The 18,725-nt window shown below is 63.9% G+C and carries 20 protein-coding genes; 11 read left to right on the top strand and 9 right to left on the bottom strand.

Going from position 1 to position 18,725, the window contains the following annotated elements; translation table 11 throughout:
* Positions 1–67 precede the first annotated feature (67 nt).
* Complete coding sequence (locus R1W01_RS09290; RefSeq protein WP_317275207.1) at positions 68–1,009, top strand: L-threonylcarbamoyladenylate synthase; 942 nt, start codon at positions 68–70, stop codon at positions 1,007–1,009.
* A 76-nt stretch (positions 1,010–1,085) separates the two neighbouring features.
* Here the strand turns inward: R1W01_RS09290 and R1W01_RS09285 are convergent, their stop codons facing one another.
* Complete coding sequence (locus tag R1W01_RS09285; RefSeq protein WP_243614549.1) at positions 1,086–1,640, bottom strand: YqgE/AlgH family protein; 555 nt, start codon at positions 1,638–1,640, stop codon at positions 1,086–1,088.
* Between the two features lie 193 nt (positions 1,641–1,833).
* Here R1W01_RS09285 and R1W01_RS09280 point away from each other — a divergent pair, with 193 nt between their 5' ends.
* Entirely contained in the window at positions 1,834–2,658 is an 825-nt protein-coding gene (locus R1W01_RS09280) for a protein-disulfide reductase DsbD domain-containing protein (protein WP_297758398.1), read from the top strand.
* Between the two features lie 44 nt (positions 2,659–2,702).
* On the opposite strand, the gene R1W01_RS09275 is transcribed toward R1W01_RS09280, so the two are convergent.
* The 6 genes from R1W01_RS09275 to R1W01_RS09250 form a co-directional block, all read right to left on the bottom strand.
* Positions 2,703–6,068 (bottom strand): efflux RND transporter permease subunit, encoded by a 3,366-nt coding sequence (locus R1W01_RS09275; protein ID WP_297758396.1) that lies wholly within the window; start codon positions 6,066–6,068, stop codon positions 2,703–2,705.
* A 6-nt stretch (positions 6,069–6,074) separates the two neighbouring features.
* Positions 6,075–7,544, bottom strand: coding sequence for an efflux RND transporter periplasmic adaptor subunit (locus tag R1W01_RS09270; RefSeq protein ID WP_297758392.1), 1,470 nt, complete (start codon positions 7,542–7,544; stop codon positions 6,075–6,077).
* Positions 7,545–7,648: 104 nt separating this feature from the next.
* Positions 7,649–8,191 (bottom strand): molybdenum cofactor biosynthesis protein B, encoded by a 543-nt coding sequence (gene moaB, locus R1W01_RS09265; protein WP_243614525.1) that lies wholly within the window; start codon positions 8,189–8,191, stop codon positions 7,649–7,651.
* Positions 8,191–8,808, bottom strand: a complete 618-nt coding sequence (locus tag R1W01_RS09260) for a LysE family translocator (RefSeq protein WP_297758390.1) — start codon at positions 8,806–8,808, stop codon at positions 8,191–8,193. Before R1W01_RS09260 ends, moaB begins: the two co-directional genes overlap by 1 nt.
* The gene (locus R1W01_RS09255; protein ID WP_297758387.1) at positions 8,805–9,407 is read right to left on the bottom strand and encodes a metallophosphoesterase family protein; all 603 of its coding nucleotides are present in this window, start codon (positions 9,405–9,407) and stop codon (positions 8,805–8,807) included. Before R1W01_RS09255 ends, R1W01_RS09260 begins: the two co-directional genes overlap by 4 nt.
* Positions 9,404–10,195 carry a uracil-DNA glycosylase family protein gene (locus R1W01_RS09250; protein ID WP_297758384.1) on the bottom strand — a complete coding sequence of 264 codons (792 nt, stop codon included), beginning with the start codon at positions 10,193–10,195 and terminating at the stop codon, positions 9,404–9,406. Before R1W01_RS09250 ends, R1W01_RS09255 begins: the two co-directional genes overlap by 4 nt.
* Positions 10,196–10,340: 145 nt before the next feature.
* Between R1W01_RS09250 and R1W01_RS09245 the strand changes: the two genes are divergently transcribed.
* The 8 genes from R1W01_RS09245 (at position 10,341) to R1W01_RS09210 (ending at position 16,418) form a co-directional block, all read left to right on the top strand.
* Entirely contained in the window at positions 10,341–11,297 is a 957-nt protein-coding gene (locus R1W01_RS09245; protein ID WP_243614529.1) for an aspartate carbamoyltransferase catalytic subunit, read from the top strand.
* A gap of 99 nt (positions 11,298–11,396) precedes the next feature.
* On the top strand, positions 11,397–11,972 hold the full coding sequence (locus R1W01_RS09240) for a hypothetical protein (RefSeq protein WP_317275206.1): 576 nt from the start codon (positions 11,397–11,399) through the stop codon (positions 11,970–11,972).
* A gap of 9 nt (positions 11,973–11,981) precedes the next feature.
* Entirely contained in the window at positions 11,982–12,425 is a 444-nt protein-coding gene (locus tag R1W01_RS09235) for a hypothetical protein (RefSeq protein ID WP_243614531.1), read from the top strand.
* A complete protein-coding gene (locus tag R1W01_RS09230; RefSeq protein ID WP_243614532.1) occupies positions 12,422–12,970 on the top strand; it encodes an aspartate carbamoyltransferase catalytic subunit in 549 nt (182 codons plus the stop codon). Before R1W01_RS09235 ends, R1W01_RS09230 begins: the two co-directional genes overlap by 4 nt.
* Positions 12,971–12,973: 3 nt before the next feature.
* A complete protein-coding gene (gene pyrC / locus R1W01_RS09225; protein WP_297758379.1) occupies positions 12,974–14,254 on the top strand; it encodes a dihydroorotase in 1,281 nt (426 codons plus the stop codon).
* Positions 14,254–14,862, top strand: coding sequence for a glycerol-3-phosphate 1-O-acyltransferase PlsY (gene plsY, locus R1W01_RS09220; RefSeq protein WP_243614534.1), 609 nt, complete (start codon positions 14,254–14,256; stop codon positions 14,860–14,862). The genes pyrC and plsY overlap by 1 nt, the downstream gene beginning before the upstream one ends.
* A gap of 3 nt (positions 14,863–14,865) precedes the next feature.
* Entirely contained in the window at positions 14,866–15,741 is an 876-nt protein-coding gene (locus tag R1W01_RS09215; RefSeq protein WP_297758375.1) for a DUF6625 family protein, read from the top strand.
* A gap of 110 nt (positions 15,742–15,851) precedes the next feature.
* The gene (locus tag R1W01_RS09210; protein ID WP_243614536.1) at positions 15,852–16,418 is read left to right on the top strand and encodes a DUF805 domain-containing protein; all 567 of its coding nucleotides are present in this window, start codon (positions 15,852–15,854) and stop codon (positions 16,416–16,418) included.
* Positions 16,419–16,424: 6 nt separating this feature from the next.
* Here the strand turns inward: R1W01_RS09210 and R1W01_RS09205 are convergent, their stop codons facing one another.
* Positions 16,425–16,982, bottom strand: a complete 558-nt coding sequence (locus tag R1W01_RS09205; RefSeq protein ID WP_243614537.1) for a hypothetical protein — start codon at positions 16,980–16,982, stop codon at positions 16,425–16,427.
* A 139-nt stretch (positions 16,983–17,121) separates the two neighbouring features.
* Here R1W01_RS09205 and R1W01_RS09200 point away from each other — a divergent pair, with 139 nt between their 5' ends.
* A complete protein-coding gene (locus R1W01_RS09200; protein WP_317275228.1) occupies positions 17,122–17,289 on the top strand; it encodes a DUF805 domain-containing protein in 168 nt (55 codons plus the stop codon).
* A gap of 37 nt (positions 17,290–17,326) precedes the next feature.
* Here R1W01_RS09200 and R1W01_RS09195 read toward each other — a convergent pair whose 3' ends face one another.
* Positions 17,327–18,697, bottom strand: a complete 1,371-nt coding sequence (locus R1W01_RS09195; RefSeq protein ID WP_297758368.1) for a glutamate--cysteine ligase — start codon at positions 18,695–18,697, stop codon at positions 17,327–17,329.
* Positions 18,698–18,725 lie beyond the last annotated feature (28 nt).

Here is an 18,725-nt window from a genome sequence, read left to right as displayed (position 1 = left end):
GTATAGAGCGTGTATCATCCTATCAAACAAGAACGCTGCGTCACTGAAACCCTTGCCGGACACTGCTGTGAAGATCGAAATCTTACCCTCTGATCCCGACGGCCTCGCCCGCGCCGCCACGCTCCTCTCCGAAGGTGCGCTCGTCGCCTTTCCGACTGAAACGGTCTATGGGCTTGGCGGCGATGCACGCAACGATCGCGCCGTGGCGGGGATTTTCGACGCCAAGGGCCGCCCCCAGTTCAACCCCCTGATCGTGCATGTGGATTGCGTCGAGACAGCTAAACGCTACGTCACATGGAATGACACCGCTGATCGCCTCGCCTCGGCCTTCTGGCCCGGCCCGCTGACGCTGGTCCTGCCGCTGCGCCCCGATGCCGGCCTTTCGCCGCTGGTCACTGCCGAGCTTCCAACGCTGGCGGTCCGCGTGCCTGCCCATCCCGTCGCCCGCGCGCTTCTGGCGCAATTCGACGGCCCGGTCGCCGCGCCTTCCGCGAATCCCTCCGGCCGCATCAGCCCGACCTCCGCCGCCCATGTCTCCGCCGGCCTCTCGGGCCGTATTGCGGCGGTGGTCGATGGCGGTGCCTGTGAGGTGGGTCTTGAATCGACAATCGTCGGCCTTGCCGATGCACCAACCCTTTTGCGTCCCGGTGGCCTGCCACAAGAGGCGCTCGAGGCTGCGCTCGGTGCGCCGCTGGCCCTGCATGCCTCCGGCGATCCGCTCTCCGCACCCGGTCAAATGACGTCGCACTACGCCCCCGGCGCGCCCGTGCGCCTCAACGCCACCGATCTGCGCCCGGGCGAGAAACTCCTCGGGTTCGGCAAGGTCGACGCAGAGTTGAACCTTTCTCCCGCGGGCGACCTGACCGAGGCCGCCGCCAACCTGTTTCATCACCTGCACGCCATGGACGCCCTCGGGGCCGAGACGATCGCCGTCTCCCCCATCCCCGATCACGGGCTTGGCCGCGCCATCAATGACAGGCTGCGCCGCGCCGCCGCACCGCGCCCCTGATCTTCTTCTCTGTCAAAATACTCCGGGGGAGTCGTCGCCTCTGGCGACGGCGGGGGCAGCGCCCCCAACTGCGGCCCTAGGCATGGCCTGCCGTGGCCGAGAGCGTCAGCGGATCAACCCCAAGCGCCTTCAGTGCCCGCGCCCAGATATCCTCGGGTGCGGTCTCAAAAACAAGCGACTCGCTCGCATCCCCGATAAGCCAGCCGTTCTCCGCGATCTCCGCCTCAAGTTGCCCCGGTCCCCAGCCACTATAGCCAAGCGCCACAAGAGCGGCGCGCGGGCCACGGTCCGCCGCAATATCCTCGAGAATGTCCTGCGTTGCCGTCATCGAAAACCCCGCACCAATGCGGAGCGATGAGAGGCCGGAATGATATTCGTCCGTGTGCAGTACGAACCCCCGCCCGGTCTCGACAGGTCCGCCAAAGAAAAGCGGCGCACGGTTCGCGTCACCGTCCTGCGTGATCTCGAGCTGCTCAAACAGATCGCGCATCGACATCTCGTGTACCGGCTTGTTGACGATAAGGCCCATCGCCCCGTCATTCGAATAGGCACAGAGAATCACCACCGACCCGACGAACCGCGGATCCCCCATACCCGGCATAGCAATCAACACCTTGCCCGTGAGGTCCATCTCGGAATCGTCCTGTCCTGCCTTGGCCTCGTCCACGGTCTCTCTCCCGTTGCTGTTCCTTCCAAGATGTGCCGCTGCCGAAGACACCGCAAGCCCCATGCGCTTAAATCCGCGCGACGATGTTACAAAAGCCGCGCTTTTTCTCGCCCGAAAGTGAGTTGGCTTTCACCGCGCAATCGCCCATCTACAAACTATGCAACTTAAGAAATACGTCCTGTCCTCTCTCGTCGCGCTGGGTCTGGCGCTTACCGTGCCTCTTTCGGCCCGTGCCGATGCCACGTCTGGGGCCATTGCCGAGGCCGATATCCTGCCCGGCTGGCGCGCGCCGGACGGCACGCATATTGCGGCCCTGCGCATCCGGCTGCAGGACGGCTGGAAAACCTATTGGCGGGCGCCGGGCGATGCAGGCATCCCGCCGCGGCTCGACTGGGGTTATTCCGGCAACCTTGCCGGGGCGCGGATCACCTGGCCGACACCTGTGGTCTTTGACCAGAACGGCATGCGCTCCATCGGTTACAAGAACGAGGTCATCTTACCGCTCGCCATCACGCCCAAACGGGACGGACGGGCGGTGAAACTGCGCGGCGCGCTGGATATCGGCGTTTGCAAGGACATCTGCGTGCCACAACATCTCAAGGTCCGCGCGACCTTGCCCGCCGACGTGACGACCCGCGATGCGCGCATCGCCGCCGCGCTTGCCGAACGCCCCTTCTCGGCCGGAGAGGCCGGGGTACAGACCATGCGCTGCCGTATTGCACCAACGCCCAAGGGCCTGTCTCTCGCGCTCGAGATCGACATGCCAAGCTCCGGCGCCCCCGAGGTTGCCGTAGTCGAGACCGGCCTGTCCGGTGTCTGGGTGGCCGAGGCCAAGACCCGCCGCTCTGGTGGGACACTCTTCGCCGAAACCCGGATGCAGCATGTTGCAGGCGAACCGTTCATGCTTGATCGCTCCGCCTTGCGGGTGACGGTGATTGGCCGCAAACACGCTGTCGATATCCGTGGCTGTAGCGCCCGCTAAAGCGCGTCGCCCGAAACAGAGCCACTGGTTTTTCTCAGAACGCTTTAAGCGCCGCCTTGGTCATCGGCCAACGCGCCCGCGCCCTGCCGCAGAAGAAGGTAGGCCCCGATCCCATAGGCCAGAAGACAGATCGCCCCCGCGCCAAGGATAAAGACGCCAAGCGCCCCGAACGATCCCATGCCGCCCTCGCTCCACGCCATGCGCAGGCAAATCACGCCCCAAAGCCCGACCCCGGCGATGCTTGGCACCACGACCCGCGCCAGCTTCGGGAACCGGCGCGCATAGCGCAGCGCCTTGATCTGGCGGCTCACGTCGCTCTGGATCGCCATCAGCGCCGGCACCACCAACAGCACAAGCACAAGCCCGAACCCAAGCCCAAAGGTCAGCGTGACCACCGTCGGCTTGAGGAACTGCGCTTGCTGGCTCTTTTCGCTGAGGAGCGGCGTCAGGCCAAGCACCGTCGTCGCCGTCGTCAGGAACACCGGTCGCAAACGATCCGCCGCCCCGTCGATAATCGACGGCAGGACTCCCCGCTCCTTGGCGTATTCATCGACGGTCGAAACAAGAACGATGGAGTCGTTGATGATGATCCCCGACATGCCAAGCAAACCGACCACCGAGAAGATCGAAAGCGGTATGTCGAAGAGGTAGTGGCCATAGATCGCCCCAACGAGGCCAAAGGGAATGACCGACATCACCACCACAGGCCGCGTCCAGCTCGCAAAGACCCAGACCAGCACGACATAAATCCCGCCAAGACAGAGGATCAGCCCAACGCGCAAGTCCTTGAAGAACGCCTCTTCCTGCTCTTTCAGACCCGCAAGCTCCCAGCTCACCTGAAGCCGCGAGGCAATGTCCGGCAGGATCGACTCGACAAGCGTGTCGGTGATTTCCTGCGCCCGCACCGGGTCATCCTCTGAGATATCCCCCGTGACGTTGATAAGCCGCACGCCGTTCTCGCGCCGCACGGTCGAGAACCCGGTGCTGCGCGACACGGTGACAATATCGGCGAGCGGCACATAGGTGCCCTCCGGCGTGCGCATCATGCTGCCGTCGATGAAATCCGCGCTCTGCTCGCTTTTCGGAAGCTGGACCCGGATTTCCGCGCTACGTGGGCCAACCGGGTAGGTCGCCGCCTCAAGCCCGTTCAAACGGTGACGCAGGACACGGCCAAGCGTATCGATGGAAAACCCGAGCGCCCGGCCCTGCGCCGTCAACTCAAGGACAAGCTCCTCCTTGTCATAGGCAAGGTTATCCTCGATGGCCGACACTTCCGGATAGGCCGAAAGCGCGGATTTAAGCGCCTCGGACGCCTGTTTGAGCGTCGCCGCCTCCGCGCCATAGAACCGCACGTCAAGCGCATCGCCCCCCGGCCCTGACCGCCAGCCACGGAAACTGATCGTATCGGCGAGCGGATGGCGCCCAACCTTTTCCTGCAACTCGCCCACGAACTGAAAGCTCGCATAGGGCCGCAGGTCCGGGTCGATCAACTCAATCGCGATTCCGCCAAGGAGGTCCGGATCAAGCCTTTCGGCCCCCGGAAGCGCGCGGCCCGAATTGCCCCCCACCTCGGCCATGACGAAATCAAGCGGGTTGCGGCCATAACGCTCCTCATACTCTTTGCCGAGCTCTTCCGTCGCGCGTTGCATCTCGCGCATCATCGCCAGCGCATCCTCCCGCGTTGCCGAGGGCAGCATCGAGAAGTTTCCCGTCACCGAGGGACGCTCCGGCGCGTTGAAGAACCGCCATGTCACATCCCCCTTGATGACAAGCGCCACTTGCGACGCAAGCACCAGCACCGCCAGAGCCATCACGAGGTAACGCAACCGAAGCACCCCCGCCATGAAGGGGCGAAAGAGCGTTTCCCGAAACCAGCGGAACCCCTTGTTCACCGTCCGGCTCGGCCAGTCATACCAATGCTCCTTGGCCGTGTGGGCAAGTGCGTGGGACATATGGTTGGGCAGGATCAGGAAACATTCGACCAGCGACGCCAACAGGACGACAATAACGGTAATTGGCAGATCAGAGATCAGATCGCCAAACCGTCCTCCCACGGCAGTGATCCCAAAGAACGCGATAACTGTGGTGAGCGTTGACGAGAAGACCGGCATCGCCATACGCCGTGCCGCGTTCTCTGCGGCGATCACTGGCGGCTCGCCAAGCCGTCTCGCCCGCGCATCGGCATGTTCGCCGACCACGATGGCATCATCGACGACGATCCCCAAAGTGATGATGAGCGCGAAAAGCGAGATCATGTTGAGCGTCAAACCAATGGCAAACATGATCGCGATGGTCGCCAGCATGGCGACCGGAATACCCGCGGCAACCCAAAGCGCCGTGCGCGCGTTGAGAAACAGGAACAAAAGCACCACAACGAGGACAAGCCCCACCGCGCCATTGTCGAGAAGGATATTGAGACGATCCGAAATCATCTCGGCCCGCGTGCGGATTAACTGAATCTCGACACCCTGCGGAAGGGTCGCCTCCATCGCCGCCGCAACCTCTTCGACGGTGCGCTGAATGGCGATCGCATCGCCCTTGTCGCTGCGGTCCACGCGCAGGGAAATGGCCGGTTCCTCACCGACGAAATAGCTCCGGTCGCGGGTGACTCCCTCGATGCGGATCGTCGCCACGTCGCCCACGGTCAATTCCGACCCATCCGGGTTCGACCGAAGCACGATCCCCGCGATCTGGTCCGGGGCGCGTTTTTCGACGCCCGTGCGCACCCGTGCGTTCGCCCCCTCCACATCGCCGGCCGGGTCGGCATCGACCTCCTGCGCAATCGCCTCAGCGATCTCGGCAATGCTCACGTCATGCGACATGAGGTCGACCGAGGCGACCTCGACAACGGTTTCCGGCGCTGCCAGCCCCCGGATCGTCGCCCGCGTCACGCCTTCTGCAAATAGGCGCACCACGAATTCATCAACATATTGCCCAAGCTGTTCGGGATCGACCGGTCCCGTCACGACCACATCCGTCACACGGTCCCGCCACGCACCGCGCCGCACGCTCGGCTCTTCCGCCTCTTCCGGCAAGGTGGTGATCGCATCGACGGCCGTCTGCACATCGTCGGCGGCGCGTCCCATGTCCCAGCCCGGCTCGAACTCGAGCGAAATACTGGCGAACCCCTCGGTGGATCGTGCCTCGGTGCTTTCGACGCCTTCGACGCTCAGTAGCGCAGGCTCAAGCACCTGCACGATCGCATCATCGACATCCGTCGGACCTGCGCCCTCCCAGACGACCGAGACCGTGACATTGTCCACGATCACATCGGGGAAAAACTGCGCCCGCATATTGGGAAAAGCGAGGCTGCCAAGGGTGATAAGCACCACAAGTAGCAGGTTCGCCGCCGTGCCATGGCGCGTGAAATAGGAAAGCAGTCCGCCAACTGGCCCGGTGATGCCCCGCATGGTGCCCTAGCCCCCCATCCGGCTTTCGATCCGCTGCACAAGACCGGCCGGAACCTTCGGCTCCGCGAGCGCCGCCAAAAGCCGCTCTTTCATCTGCTTTGGCATCTTCGCATTGCCTTCGACAAAGGCGACAAGGCGTGCACGATCCGCATCGCTGAGATCGATCAACTCTTGTGTTGCCGGTGCCGCAGCCTCGGTCTGCACGGCATCAAGGCTAAGCGGTTTGACCCGAATACCGGGGCCAAGCAACGGCGTCAGGCGCGCCACGACCTGCCGCCCGGCAAGGCCCTCTCCGGTGACAAGGATACGATCCCCCTGCCGCCGCAAGAGCGTCACCGGAAGCGCCTCAAGCCGTTCGCCCTCGCCCACGACAAGAACCCGCCCCGTCGCATCAAGCGCGCTGGCCGACAATTCGACCGCACCCTCAAGCGGCGCTTCCTCGACACGTACGGTTACAAAGTCGCCGGGTCGCAAGCCGCCCGGCGCATTGAGCCGCGCAAAGATCTGACGCCCGGTCTGGCCGTCGCCGACAACCGCCCCCTCGCGCGAGATGACGCCATCGGCGACAAGATCGCCGCCCATCACATCAAGCCGCACGCTGACTTCCGCCGGTCGCAACACCCCCGCGTCGTCGATCAGGCGCGCATATTGCGGCGTCGAGACCCGGAACGCCACTTCGAGCGCATCCGCATCAATCAACGTCGCAAGCATCTCATTGGCCGACACAAGCCCGCCTTCCACCACATTCACATCCGCAAGCATCCCGGCAAAGTCGGCGCGGATTTCCGTATCCGCGAGGGTCCGCTCTGCCTCGGCCAAGGCAATCCGCGCGCGTTCGATCTGCGTCGTCGCCTGATCAATCCGCGCCTCGGCGCTGGCAATCGCCTGGCGCCGTGTGACAACGGCCTGCCGCGCCGAAGACAAGGCCAGTTCCGCCGTCTCGACAGCCGCCGCAGTACCGACATCGCGGTCCTGAAGATCGGTCTGACGTGCCAAGGCCTTCTGGCGCAGCGCTGCCTGATCTTCCGCCGCGGCCAATTCGTCTCGCGCAAGGGCCAAGGCCCGCTCCGCGTCGCGCTGTTCGGCCTCGGCATCAAGAAGGTCATTGCGCACCCGATCGAGCGCATATTGCGGGCGGGTCGGGTCGACCTGCACAAGGAATTCGCCCTCCTCGACCGCGCCGCCTTCGACAAAACTCTCCGAAAGGTCGACGATGATCCCGCCGGTGCGCGCCCGCAATTCAAGGCTCCGGCGGCTCTGCACCTCACCGAACGCAATGAGATGCGGCGTGATCTGGCGCGGCACGGCTTCCTGAACCTGCACCGTCAGGATTCGCTCCCGCCCCTGCGGCGCGCGGCTATCCTTGGCCATGCTCTCGGAAATCGCGCCGACAAGGATCTGCACGGCAAAGATCAGAACCCCGGCGATCACGGCCGCAAGGAACACCCCGGTCAGGCTCTGTCTCAAAAATCGCATCGCTCGCCTTTCCTAAGCTGGCTTGATCGCACCTATGTCGTCACATCACCGCAGCACGGCCTACCCCTTTATATAGGGCATCCCGCATAATACGGCGCAGACAATCATTTCCGTCGCAAATGTTCGTCAAGACGCGGGAAAATCTCGACAAAGTTACAAGGCAGGTGCCGGTAATCGAGTTGATACTGCAAAATCTCGTCCCAAGCATCCTTGCAGGCCCCGGTCGATCCGGGCAAGGCAAAGAGATAGGTGCCATTCGCAACGCCGCCCGTCGCGCGGCTCTGAACCGCGCTGGTGCCGATCTTCTGCATCGACACCATGGTAAAGACCGTGCCAAAGGCCTCGATCTCCTTTTCATAGACATCGCGATGCGCCTCGACCGTGACATCGCGCCCCGTGAGCCCCGTGCCCCCTGTCGAGATGATAACGTCGATCTCCTTGTTGGCGCACCAGTTGCGCAGCTGCGTCGCGATCTCGTCGCGCTCGTCGCGGATGATCTTGCGATCGGCAAGGACATGCCCCGCCGCCTCGATCCGGCCCACCAACGTATCGCCGGACCGATCCTCGTCCAACCCGCGCGTATCGCTAACGGTCAGAACGGCAATGCGCACAGGGATGAAGTCTTTGCTCTCGTCGAAACGCGGCATCATGTTTTCTCCAATAGGGCCAGTCGTAGGGCCAGACTCGTGAAAATTCCGGCAGAAATCCAGCCGAGGACGCGCCTTGGCCCCTCTGCCGCGACAAAACGCCGTCCGATCCCGCCCGCAAAGACCCCCGCCGCGCCGTTGATGACAAGCCCACCTAGGGCCAGCACGAGACCAAAGACAAGGAACTGCGGCAGAACTGGACGCGCGGGATCAACGAATTGCGGCACAAAGGCAAGCACGAAGAGGATCACCTTGGGATTGGTCAGGTTGACGATGAACCCCGCCCGAAGCGCGCGCCGCGCACTGGCCGGGCGAATCTCGGTCGGAACCGCCCCGCCGCGCACCGATTGCACCGCAAGCCAAAGAAGATAGGCAACACCAACCCAGCGGATCAGGTGAAACAGCCCCGGATGCGCCGCAACCAACGCCCCAAGGCCAAGCCCCGCCAGCGTCACATGCACGAATGCGCCCAGCGCGATGCCGATATCCGCCGCGAGTGCTGCCCGTGGCCCGGCCCGCAATCCCTGACCGACGCAGAACATCATATCCGCCCCCGGCGTGAGGTTCAGCGCCAGCGCCGCCGGCACAAAGGCAAGCAGAACCGGCCAGTCGATCATTGCCGCGAAACCTCGAACCAAAGCCCTGCGGGGCCAAGGTTGACTGCCCGTGTCGCGCCGACCCTCCCCTCCTTGCCCTGCCCCTCATGCACATGCCCAAAGACGGCAAGCTGCGGCTGAAGCCGTTCAATCGCGGCAAGGATCGCGGTAGACCCGACCGATAACCCCCGGCTGGTGCGATCCGCGATGCCCTTGGGCGGCGAATGGGTCACGAGCAGGTCTACATCCTCACAGGCGGCAAACATCTCTTCTGCCTGCGCCTCGCTCAGATCACAGGACCACGCCCCGAAAGGCGTCACCGGCACGCCATAGCCAAGCCCGAAAATCCGCACCCCGTCGATCTCGCACCCCTGCCCGTGCAGCACGTGCCAGCCCTCTGGCGCGGCCGCGCGCAACTCGTCAACGCTCTCGCCATTGCCCGGCACCGCGACAACCGGCGCGGCGATCCCCTCAAGAAGCGCCATCGCCGCCGCAAGCCCCGTGCGCGCATGGGCGAAATCCCCTGCTGCAATAACAAGATCGGCCTCCCGGCTCTTCTCGACGATGCGGGCGGCATAGGCACGGGCAAGATGCAGGTCCGAAAAGGCCAAGACCTTCATGCGAGATCTCGTAGCTTGGCCTGAAGGCTTAGAAGATCGGCCCAAGCCTCGCGCTTGGCCGAAGGCTGACGCAAGAGATAGGCCGGGTGGAACATCGGCAGCACAGGCTTGCCGAACGCCTCCTGCCAATTGCCGCGCAGCCGGGTGATCCCCTTGCGCCCAAGCACTGCCTGACAGGCGATATTGCCCATGAGAACGATGACCTCTGGCGCGACGATCTCCACATGCCGCTCAAGAAACGGCTTGAGCATGGCGATTTCCTCGGCCTCCGGGTCGCGGTTCTGTGGCGGGCGCCACGGCAAGACATTGGTGATATAGATCGACTGCGCCGAAAGCGGCACTGTGCGGCCCATCTCGATCGCGCTGAACATCTTGTCGAGAAGATGCCCCGCACGGCCCACAAAGGGCTTGCCCTCGCGGTCTTCGTCCCGCCCCGGCGCTTCGCCGATAAGCATGACGCGCGCCGCCGGGTTGCCGTCGGAAAAGACAAGATTCCGCGCGCCCTTCTTGAGGTTGCAATGATCGAACCGCCCCATCGCCTCGCGCAGATCGTCGAGCGTCTTGGCCCCGCCCGCCGCCTCGCGCGCGATGGCAACAGGATCGACCTTGGGGCGCGTGACAGGGGCCGGGGCCTCGGCCTGCACCTTCGGTTTCGGCGCGGCCTTCGGTGTCTCGTATCGGTTCACCGGCGCATCGAGACACGCCTCCGTCGCCCCAAGCTCGACCTGCCATTCAAGCAGGGCGCGGGCGGTGTGAAAGTCGAGAGAGTCAAGCGCGTGCGATTCCATGTCGTTACCCTACCCTGTCGCGTGAACCGGGGGAAGTTGCCCCATGCCGCCCGCCGATTTGTCACAGCCACACCCCCCAGCCGGGATTGCCCCGACCCGGCGCTCTACCTATAAGCAGGACACGCGGCGTCAAAAGGAGCGGGCCATGAGCTTCCGGCAAAAACACCTTCTGGGGATCGAGCCACTTCACCCCGAGGAAATCACCGCCATCCTTGATCTTGCCGATCAATATGTCGATCTGAACCGGCGCGACATGAAACATGCCGACGCCCTCACCGGCCTGACGCAGATCAACATGTTCTTCGAGAACTCCACCCGCACACAGGCGAGCTTTGAGCTCGCAGGTAAACGTCTCGGCGCGGATGTGATGAACATGGCGATGCAGGCCTCCTCGATCAAAAAGGGCGAGACCCTGATCGACACCGCAATGACACTCAACGCGATGCACCCTGACCTCCTCGTGGTGCGCCATCCCCATTCCGGTGCGGTCGATCTGCTGTCGCAAAAGGTCAACTGCGCGGTGCTGAACGCGGGCGACGGTCGCCACGAACACCCGACACAGGCGCTTCTCGATGCGCTGACAATCCGCCGCGCCAAGGGCCGGTTGCATCGCCTCAATATCGCGATCTGCGGCGACGTTGCCCATTCCCGCGTCGCCCGCTCAAACCTGATCCTTCTCGGCAAGATGGAAAACCGCATCCGCCTCGTCGGCCCACCGACCCTCGTGCCGCCGCATCTCGCCGAGTTCGGGGCCGAGGTCTACGAAGACATGCGCGAGGGCCTGCGCGATGTGGACGTGGTGATGATGCTCCGACTTCAGAAAGAGCGCATGGATGGTGGCTTTATCCCCTCCGAGCGCGAGTATTATCACCGCTACGGCCTCGACGCCGAGAAACTCTCCTACGCCAAGCCCGACGCCATCGTCATGCACCCCGGCCCGATGAACCGCGGCGTCGAGATCGACGGCGAGATCGCCGACGACATCAACCGCTCGGTCATTCAGGAACAGGTCGAAATGGGCGTCGCCGTGCGCATGGCCGCGATGGACCTCCTCGCCCGCAACCTGCGCGCCGAGGCGGCAAACGCCCCTGTGGAGGCCTGATATGGAAGACCCCAAAGACCCCAAGATGAGCGGACGGGCGGCGATGCTGGCCCTGATCGTGATGTTCGCGATGGTCGGCCTGATCGTGTGGATCGGGGGATGACGCGGATGGAGGTGAAATCCGGGGAACACGGCCTGATCCGGCTGTTCTCGGTCGATCTTCCGCCCGCGCAACTCGCGGCCTTCAATAGCCGTAGTCTTGACGAAGACAACGACGACAGCGGCTGGCCCCTTCGGGACGCGCTCGGCGCGGGCTATCTCGACGAGGATTTCATCGAATATTTCGACGTCGCCGACCTCGAGGAAATCGGCCTCACCGGTTACATGACCGAAGGCCTTGGCATTGCCGAAGCCGATGTCGCCGCCGACGCCGCGCGCCTGTCCAAGATCGAAGGCCACGTTCTCATCGTCCATTCCAACGCCTTCGACGGCATCGCCCAGACCCTGACGCCCACCGCGCCCCTGCGCTGGATCGGCACTTGGTCCGAGGACAAACCCCCGGTGCAGTACAAACCCCTGCCCAACCCCGACCCAGAAGCCCATCTGGAGCCGCGCGGCGAAACCCGCCCCGAGATGACGCCGCATACCCGCGTGCTCTTTGCGATCTTCGCCCTGCCGATCCTGCTTCTCGGGCTCGGCGGCACGCTCTATGCGCTTTTCATCTACCTGAACTAGGACCGCCCCATGTCTGAACACCGCATGACCCCCAACAGCCCGCTCGCCGACGGCGAAGAGGTGCTGACCTCGTTCAGCGCCGACCGCGCAACCTACATCCGCACCAACACATGGATGGCCGCCATCGCCATGATCGCAGGCATGGCCGTGCTCTGGTTCATGGGCAACGCCCATATCTGGACGGGGGCCGTGGGCGGGCTTCTCGCCGTCTCGGTGCGCGCGCTCTACCTGATGAGCGAAGAACTCTCCGTGCGCTGGGATCTTACCAACCAGCGCCTTCTCGGCCCGATGGACCGCGCCATCCGCCTTGGCGAGATCAAAGAGCTGAACAAGCTCGGCTCGGTGGTGCAGGTGGTGACAAGCAGCGGCAACAAGTATCTCGTGAAATACCAAGGCGATCCGCAGGAGACGATCCGTAAGATCAACGCCGCCAAACTCGGGGGCGCCGTATGAGCCACGACCCCTGGGCAGGTATCCTCGACGATGGCGAGACGATCCTCTGGCAAGGCCGCCCCGATGGCGCGCTGACCCTGAGCGTCGCCAGCGTGATGACTTCGCTCTTTGGTCTTGCCTTTGCCGGCTTCGCCCTGTTCTGGATGGTCATGGCCTCGCAGGCGGGGGGCTTTTTCTGGATGTTCGGCCTCTTGCATTTCTCGGTCGGTGTCGGCCTCGCTGCCGGGCCGCTCTTCTGGGACGCCTACCGCCGCCGCCACACATGGTACACCCTGACCAACCAACGCGCCTTTATCGCCACCGACCTGCCGCTCAAGGGCAGATCCCTCGACAGTTACCCAATCACCAACGACACACCGCTGAGCCTTGTCGACGGTCCACCGACGACGATTTATTTCGCCGCTGGACTGCGCCGGGGCTCCAATGGCAAGAAGCGCCATACCAAGATCGGTTTTGAACGCATCGCTGAGGGCCGCGAGGTCTTTCGCATGATGCGCCAAATCCAATCCGACGACACGCCGCGCGGCAACCGCAAAGGACACTGACCCATGACTTCCCTGCTCCTGACCAACGCCCGCCTGATTGATCCCGAACGCGATAGCGACACGCTCGGAAGCCTGCTGATCGTCGATGGCAAGATCGCCGCCCACGGTGCCGAGGTCGAGGTGCCGGAAGGGGCCGAGGTGATCGATTGCGGCGGGCAGTGCCTCGCGCCGGGCATCGTCGATATCGGCGTGAAAGTGTGCGAGCCGGGCGAGCGCCACAAGGAAAGCTACAAAACCGCAGGCCTTGCCGCCGCCGCCGGGGGCGTCACAACCATGGTGACCCGCCCCGACACTCTCCCCGCCATCGACACGCCCGAGGCGCTCGAATTCGTGGAACGCCGCGCAAACGAGGCCACGCCGGTCAATGTCCTGCCCATGGCTGCGCTGACCAAGGGCCGCGAAGGGCGCGAGATGACCGAGATCGGCTTTCTTCTCGATGCTGGCGCCGTCGCCTTTACCGACTGCGACCACGTGGTGACCGACACCAAGGTGCTCTCGCGCGCCATGACCTATGCCCGCGCCCTCGGTGCGCTGGTGATTTCCCACCCGCAGGAACCCGGCCTCTCTGCGGGCGCCGCCGCCACCTCGAGCAAGGTCGCAACGCTGCGCGGCCTGCCCGCCGTGTCGCCGATGGCCGAACGCATGGGGCTCGACCGCGACATCGCCCTCGTCGAGATGACCGGCGTCAAATACCACGCCGACCAGATCACCGCCGCACGCGCCCTGCCCGCGCTCGAACGGGCCAAGAAGAACGGCCTCGACGTCACCGCAGGCACCTCGATCCATCACCTGACGCTCAACGATCTCGACGTGGCGGACTACCGCACCTTCTTCAAGATCAAGCCCCCACTGCGCAGCGAGGACGACCGCCTCGCCATCATCGGCGCGGTGAAATCCGGCCTGATCGACATCATTTCCTCCATGCACACACCGCAGGACGAAGAAAGCAAACGCCTCCCCTTTGAAGAGGCCGCTTCCGGCGCGGTGGCGCTCGAAACCCTGCTCCCTGCCGCGATGCAGCTCTATCACAACGGCTTCCTGACCCTGCCCGACCTGTTCCGCGCCATGGCCCTCAACCCGGCCAATCGCCTTGGTCTGCCTTCGGGCCGCCTCGATGCGGGCGCGCCCGCCGACCTCGTGCTCTTTGACCCGGATGCGCCCTTCGTCCTCGACCGTTTCGCCCTGCGCTCGAAATCCAAGAACACCCCGTTTGACGGCGCGCGCATGCAAGGTAAGGTGCTCGCGACCTACGTGGCCGGCGCGGCCGTATACCGGAGAGACTGATGCCCGAGATCGCCCATACCCTTCCCGCCCTGCTCGCATGGGCGCTGTTCGGCTATCTCCTCGGCGCGGTGCCATTCGGCATGCTCATCACCAAGGTTTTCGGCCTCGGCAACCTGCGCGAGATCGGCTCGGGCAATATCGGGGCCACCAATGTCCTGCGCACGGGTTCCAAACCGGCGGCCGTTGCGACGCTCCTGCTCGATGGTGGCAAGGGGGCGGTCGCCGTCCTGATCGCGCGCCATTTCGCAGGCGAAGACGCGGCCCAGATCGCCGGCCTTCTCGCCTTTGTCGGCCATTGCTATCCCGTCTGGCTCCGCTTTCGGGGCGGCAAGGGCGTGGCGACCTTCCTCGGCCTGCTGCTGGCGCTGGCATGGCCTGTCGGGATTGCCGCCTGCCTGACATGGCTCGTCATCGGCGTCATCACCCGCATCTCCTCCTTTGCCGCGCTCGTCGCAGCCGCGGCCTCGTCCTTCTGGGTGCTGCTGCTCGGCCACCCGTCGATCTTCTTCCTTTCGGTCGCCACGACGTTGCTCGTGTTCTGGCGCCACCGCGACAACATCAGCCGCCTGCGCGCCGGGACCGAGCCCAAGTTCGGCACCAAATCCTGATCCATGCCTGACCCGCGCCTGGCCCTCGTTGCTCCGTGGTTCGGCCCTTGGCCCGTCTGGATCAACCTCTACCTCGAAAGCTGTCGCTGGAACCCCGAGATCACGTGGCTCATCCCCACGGACCAAGATCCGCCTGCCTGCCAGCCGCCCAATGTCACCTTCCTGTCCATGACGCTGGCCGAGTTCACCGCCCGCGCCGCCGCCGTGACAGGCCTGCCTCTTGTCCCAAGTGACCCCTACAAGATTTGCGACTTCAAACCGCTGACCGGTGAGATGTTTGCCGATGAACTCCGCGCCTTCACGCATTTTGGCTATACCGACAATGACATCATCTACGGTCGGCTCGCCTGCGAACTCACCCCAGAACGCCTCGCCACCTACGAAATCATCTCGAGCCACGCCAACCTACAGGCCGGTCACCTGACCGTGATGCAGAACACGCGCCGCGTCTGCCGTGCATGGCGGCACACGCCGAAATGGCGTCGTCATCTCCAAAGACCGGACCATACCGGCTTTGACGAACGCGCCTTTGGTCGCCGCATTGATCCGAACCGCTGGCATCCTCCGTGGCGCCGTTTTTCCGTGCTCTGGCACGAGATGTTCTCCATGCCCGACCGGGGCGGCACATGGCCCGATGGCGGCAAAAGCCCGCAGCACTATCACTGGCACAAGGGCCGCCTGACCGACGCGCGCGGCGCCAAGGAAGAATACGCCTACCTGCATTTCATGTTCTGGCGCTCCGGACGCTACCGCTCCGAGGCCATGGGCCCTGCGCCTTGGGACTCGCTCGACACACTCATGCATGTGGCATGGCCCGCAGCGGCCGAAACCGGCTTTGACATCACACGCCAAGGTTTCTTGCCGCACAATTCCGTCTAAACGCCCCGCAGCGGTCCCCGCTTCGCCCCATTTGTGCCGCCTTCCCCCGCAATTCTGGCCGGGTCATTTACCCTGCGCCTGCCCGCGCATGCCCCAAGGAGTTGCCGCCCATGATGGGTCCGATTGCCGCCGCTGAATCCGTTGTCTTCAAATCCTTTCAGACCCGTGGCCGCGCGACGCGCGCCGAATACTGGTGGTGGGGTCTTGTACAGTTCTGCGCCCTGACCGCCTGCGTCTGGCTCGACTTCACACGCCATTTCGCGACCCAAACGCCGCCGCTGAACCCGATCGAATACGCCTCTTTCGTTTTCGCCATGGTGACGCTTCCCGCCAACTTCTGCGTCACCATCCGCCGCCTGCACGATAGCGGCCGCTCGGGCTTTTGGTATCTCATCACCCTCGTGCCCCTGATCGGCGGCATCTGGTTCCTGATCCTGATGCTCCTGCCGTCCGAACGCGACGACAACATCTACGGCCCCGCCCCCTATCTGCGCCATGCCCCGGCCTTCTCGGACGAGGACGGCACGACCATGCCCCAAATCGCCCGCAAGCGCCGCGATCCCATGCAGGCCTACGCGATCCTCGACCGTCTGCATGACGAACCCGACGAGGCCGCCATCGCCGCCCGCAAAGAGGAAATCCGCGACTACTATCGCAGCCGGGTGCTACAATCCTGATCCGGCTTAGTCCTGCTTGGCCTTCGGCGCGATGAGGCCCCGCGCCTCAAGCGCACTGAACGGCATGCCCTTGCATTCGCGCATCCCGTGCTTGCTCGTCGGCATCGGCAAGAGAGTCACCCCCGGACAGCCCCGAAGGTTCTCGGCCTGATAGGAATCCTTCGGACTCTCCGCCGGGTAGTGCAGCACGATCTGGCCCTCAAAGGCCTGTTCCGCGATATGCCATTTGAGGTTCTGCGTCTCCGGGTCCGGCAGCCATTTGTCGAACCACCGGTGCAACCGCTTGCCGCGCCCGTCGATCTCACGCGCCGCTGTGTCGAGCGTCGTAAAGGCCGAATAGCCCGCGATGGTCTCGATCCCTGCCGCCATCGACAGGGCAATCCCCCCGAACCCGCCGCCAGAGGAACAAAGCGTCAGCGCCTCTGCATACTTGGCCCGCTCCTCGCGCAGGAACTCTGCAAGCGCCTCTGCCGACAGGAAATCATCCCCGCCCGTGATGAAAAGATCCTTACAGGTGTTGGTCAGGAAATGAATGTCATACCCCCGCGCCCGTAGGTTTCGCATGATCTTCTCTTTCGGATACCCGACCAGCTTTCCGCTAAAGCCGGAAAATATGAACACGACCCTGTCGCCCATAAATTGTCCCTCGCATTCAATCCCTTGCCCCATGCGCAGCGACTGCGCCGCACGAGCGTAGTGCGGCATAGACCCAAGGTCCAGAACGTCAAAGGCTCTGCACGATCTCGACAAATCGGGATGGTGGTTGCTGATCGGCCTGATCCCGATCCTCGGCGCGCTTGTGCTAATCTACTGGTTCATCCAGCCCGGCACCGCTGGCTCCAACCGCTTCGGCCCCGCACCGCAGGCCTGAAAAGACCAAGGGCGGGGATATCCCCGCCCGTTGTCGCTCAGTAGCTATACTCTTTGTAAATCCGGCTGAGATCTCCATCCCAGTCACCATAGTACTGGTCAAGAAGCTCGTCCGCCGGGACCTTGCCGCTCTCGACGCTTTCCTTGAGCGCATCAAGGAAATGCGTCTCGTCCGGCACGAGGCCCCCGGCCCCGACCCGGCCGCGCGCCTTGAGGCCCGCCTCGGCAATGCCAAGCACCTCCTGCGCAAGCTCCTGCATCCGCACCTTGCCCGCCTGCGCCTGAAGCCCGTCAACGCTGGCCGAAACGCGCAGCATCTCGCGCGTCTCCGCGTCCCAGCCCTTGACGAGATCCCATGCCGCATCAAGCGAGGACTGGTCATACATGAGACCGACCCAAAACGCTGGCAGCGCACAGAGACGCCGCCATGGGCCGCCATCGGCTCCGCGCATCTCCATGTATTTCTTGATCCGTGCCTCGGGGAAGGCCGTCGTCAGGTGGTCCGCCCAGTCGCTGAGGGTCGGTGTCTCTCCCGGCAACGCAGGCAATTCGCCCTTGAGGAAATCGCGGAAGGACTGGCCCAGCGCGTCGATATACTCGCCGTCGCGATAGACAAAATACATCGGCACATCGAGCGCGTAGTCTACCCAGGCCTCGAACCCGAACCCCTCGTCAAACACAAAGGGCAACATGCCCGTGCGCGCCGGATCAAGATCGCGCCAGATCCGCGAGCGCCAGCTCTTATGCCCGTTGACCTTGCCGTCAAAGAACGGCGAGTTGGCGAAAAGCGCGGTGGCGACGGGCTGAAGCGCAAGCGCCACGCGCAGCTTCTGCACCATGTCCGCCTCGCTGGCAAAATCGAGGTTCACCTGCACGGTGCAGGTCCGGTACATCATGGATTTGCCCATGGTCCCGACCTTGTCCATGTAATCCGTCATCAGCCGGTAGCGCCCTTTGGGCATCTGCGGCATCTGCTCATGGCTCCAGATCGGCGCGGCACCAAGACCGATGAACCCGACGCCGATCTTATCGGAAATGTCTTTCACGTCGGCAAGGTGGCGGTTCACCTCGTCACAGGTCTGGTGGATATTGTCGAGCGGCGCACCCGAAAGCTCAAGCTGTCCGCCCGGCTCGAGCGAGACATTCGCCCCGTCCTTTTCCAACCCGATGAGCTTGCCCGCTTCTTCCACGGGCGACCATCCGTGCCCGTCGCGCAGCCCCTCGAGAACCGCAAGGATCGAGCGTTCGCCCTCAAACGGCAACGGCTTCAGCGTATCCTTGCAATAGCCGAACTTCTCGTGCTCGGTCCCGATCTTCCACGCGTCTCGCGGTTTGCAGCCGGATTCCAGATATTCGGCAAGCTGGGAATAGTGTTCAATCGGCCCGCCGCCGGATTGGGGGATGGACATCGCTGGTCTCCGGTCCTGTGTCTTCGCG

The organism is Shimia sp. FJ5, from assembly GCF_032918335.1.
Lineage (GTDB): Bacteria > Pseudomonadota > Alphaproteobacteria > Rhodobacterales > Rhodobacteraceae > Shimia > Shimia aestuarii_A.
Note: the sequence above shows the minus strand (reverse complement) of the source record. Positions and strands in the feature narration are given on the sequence as shown.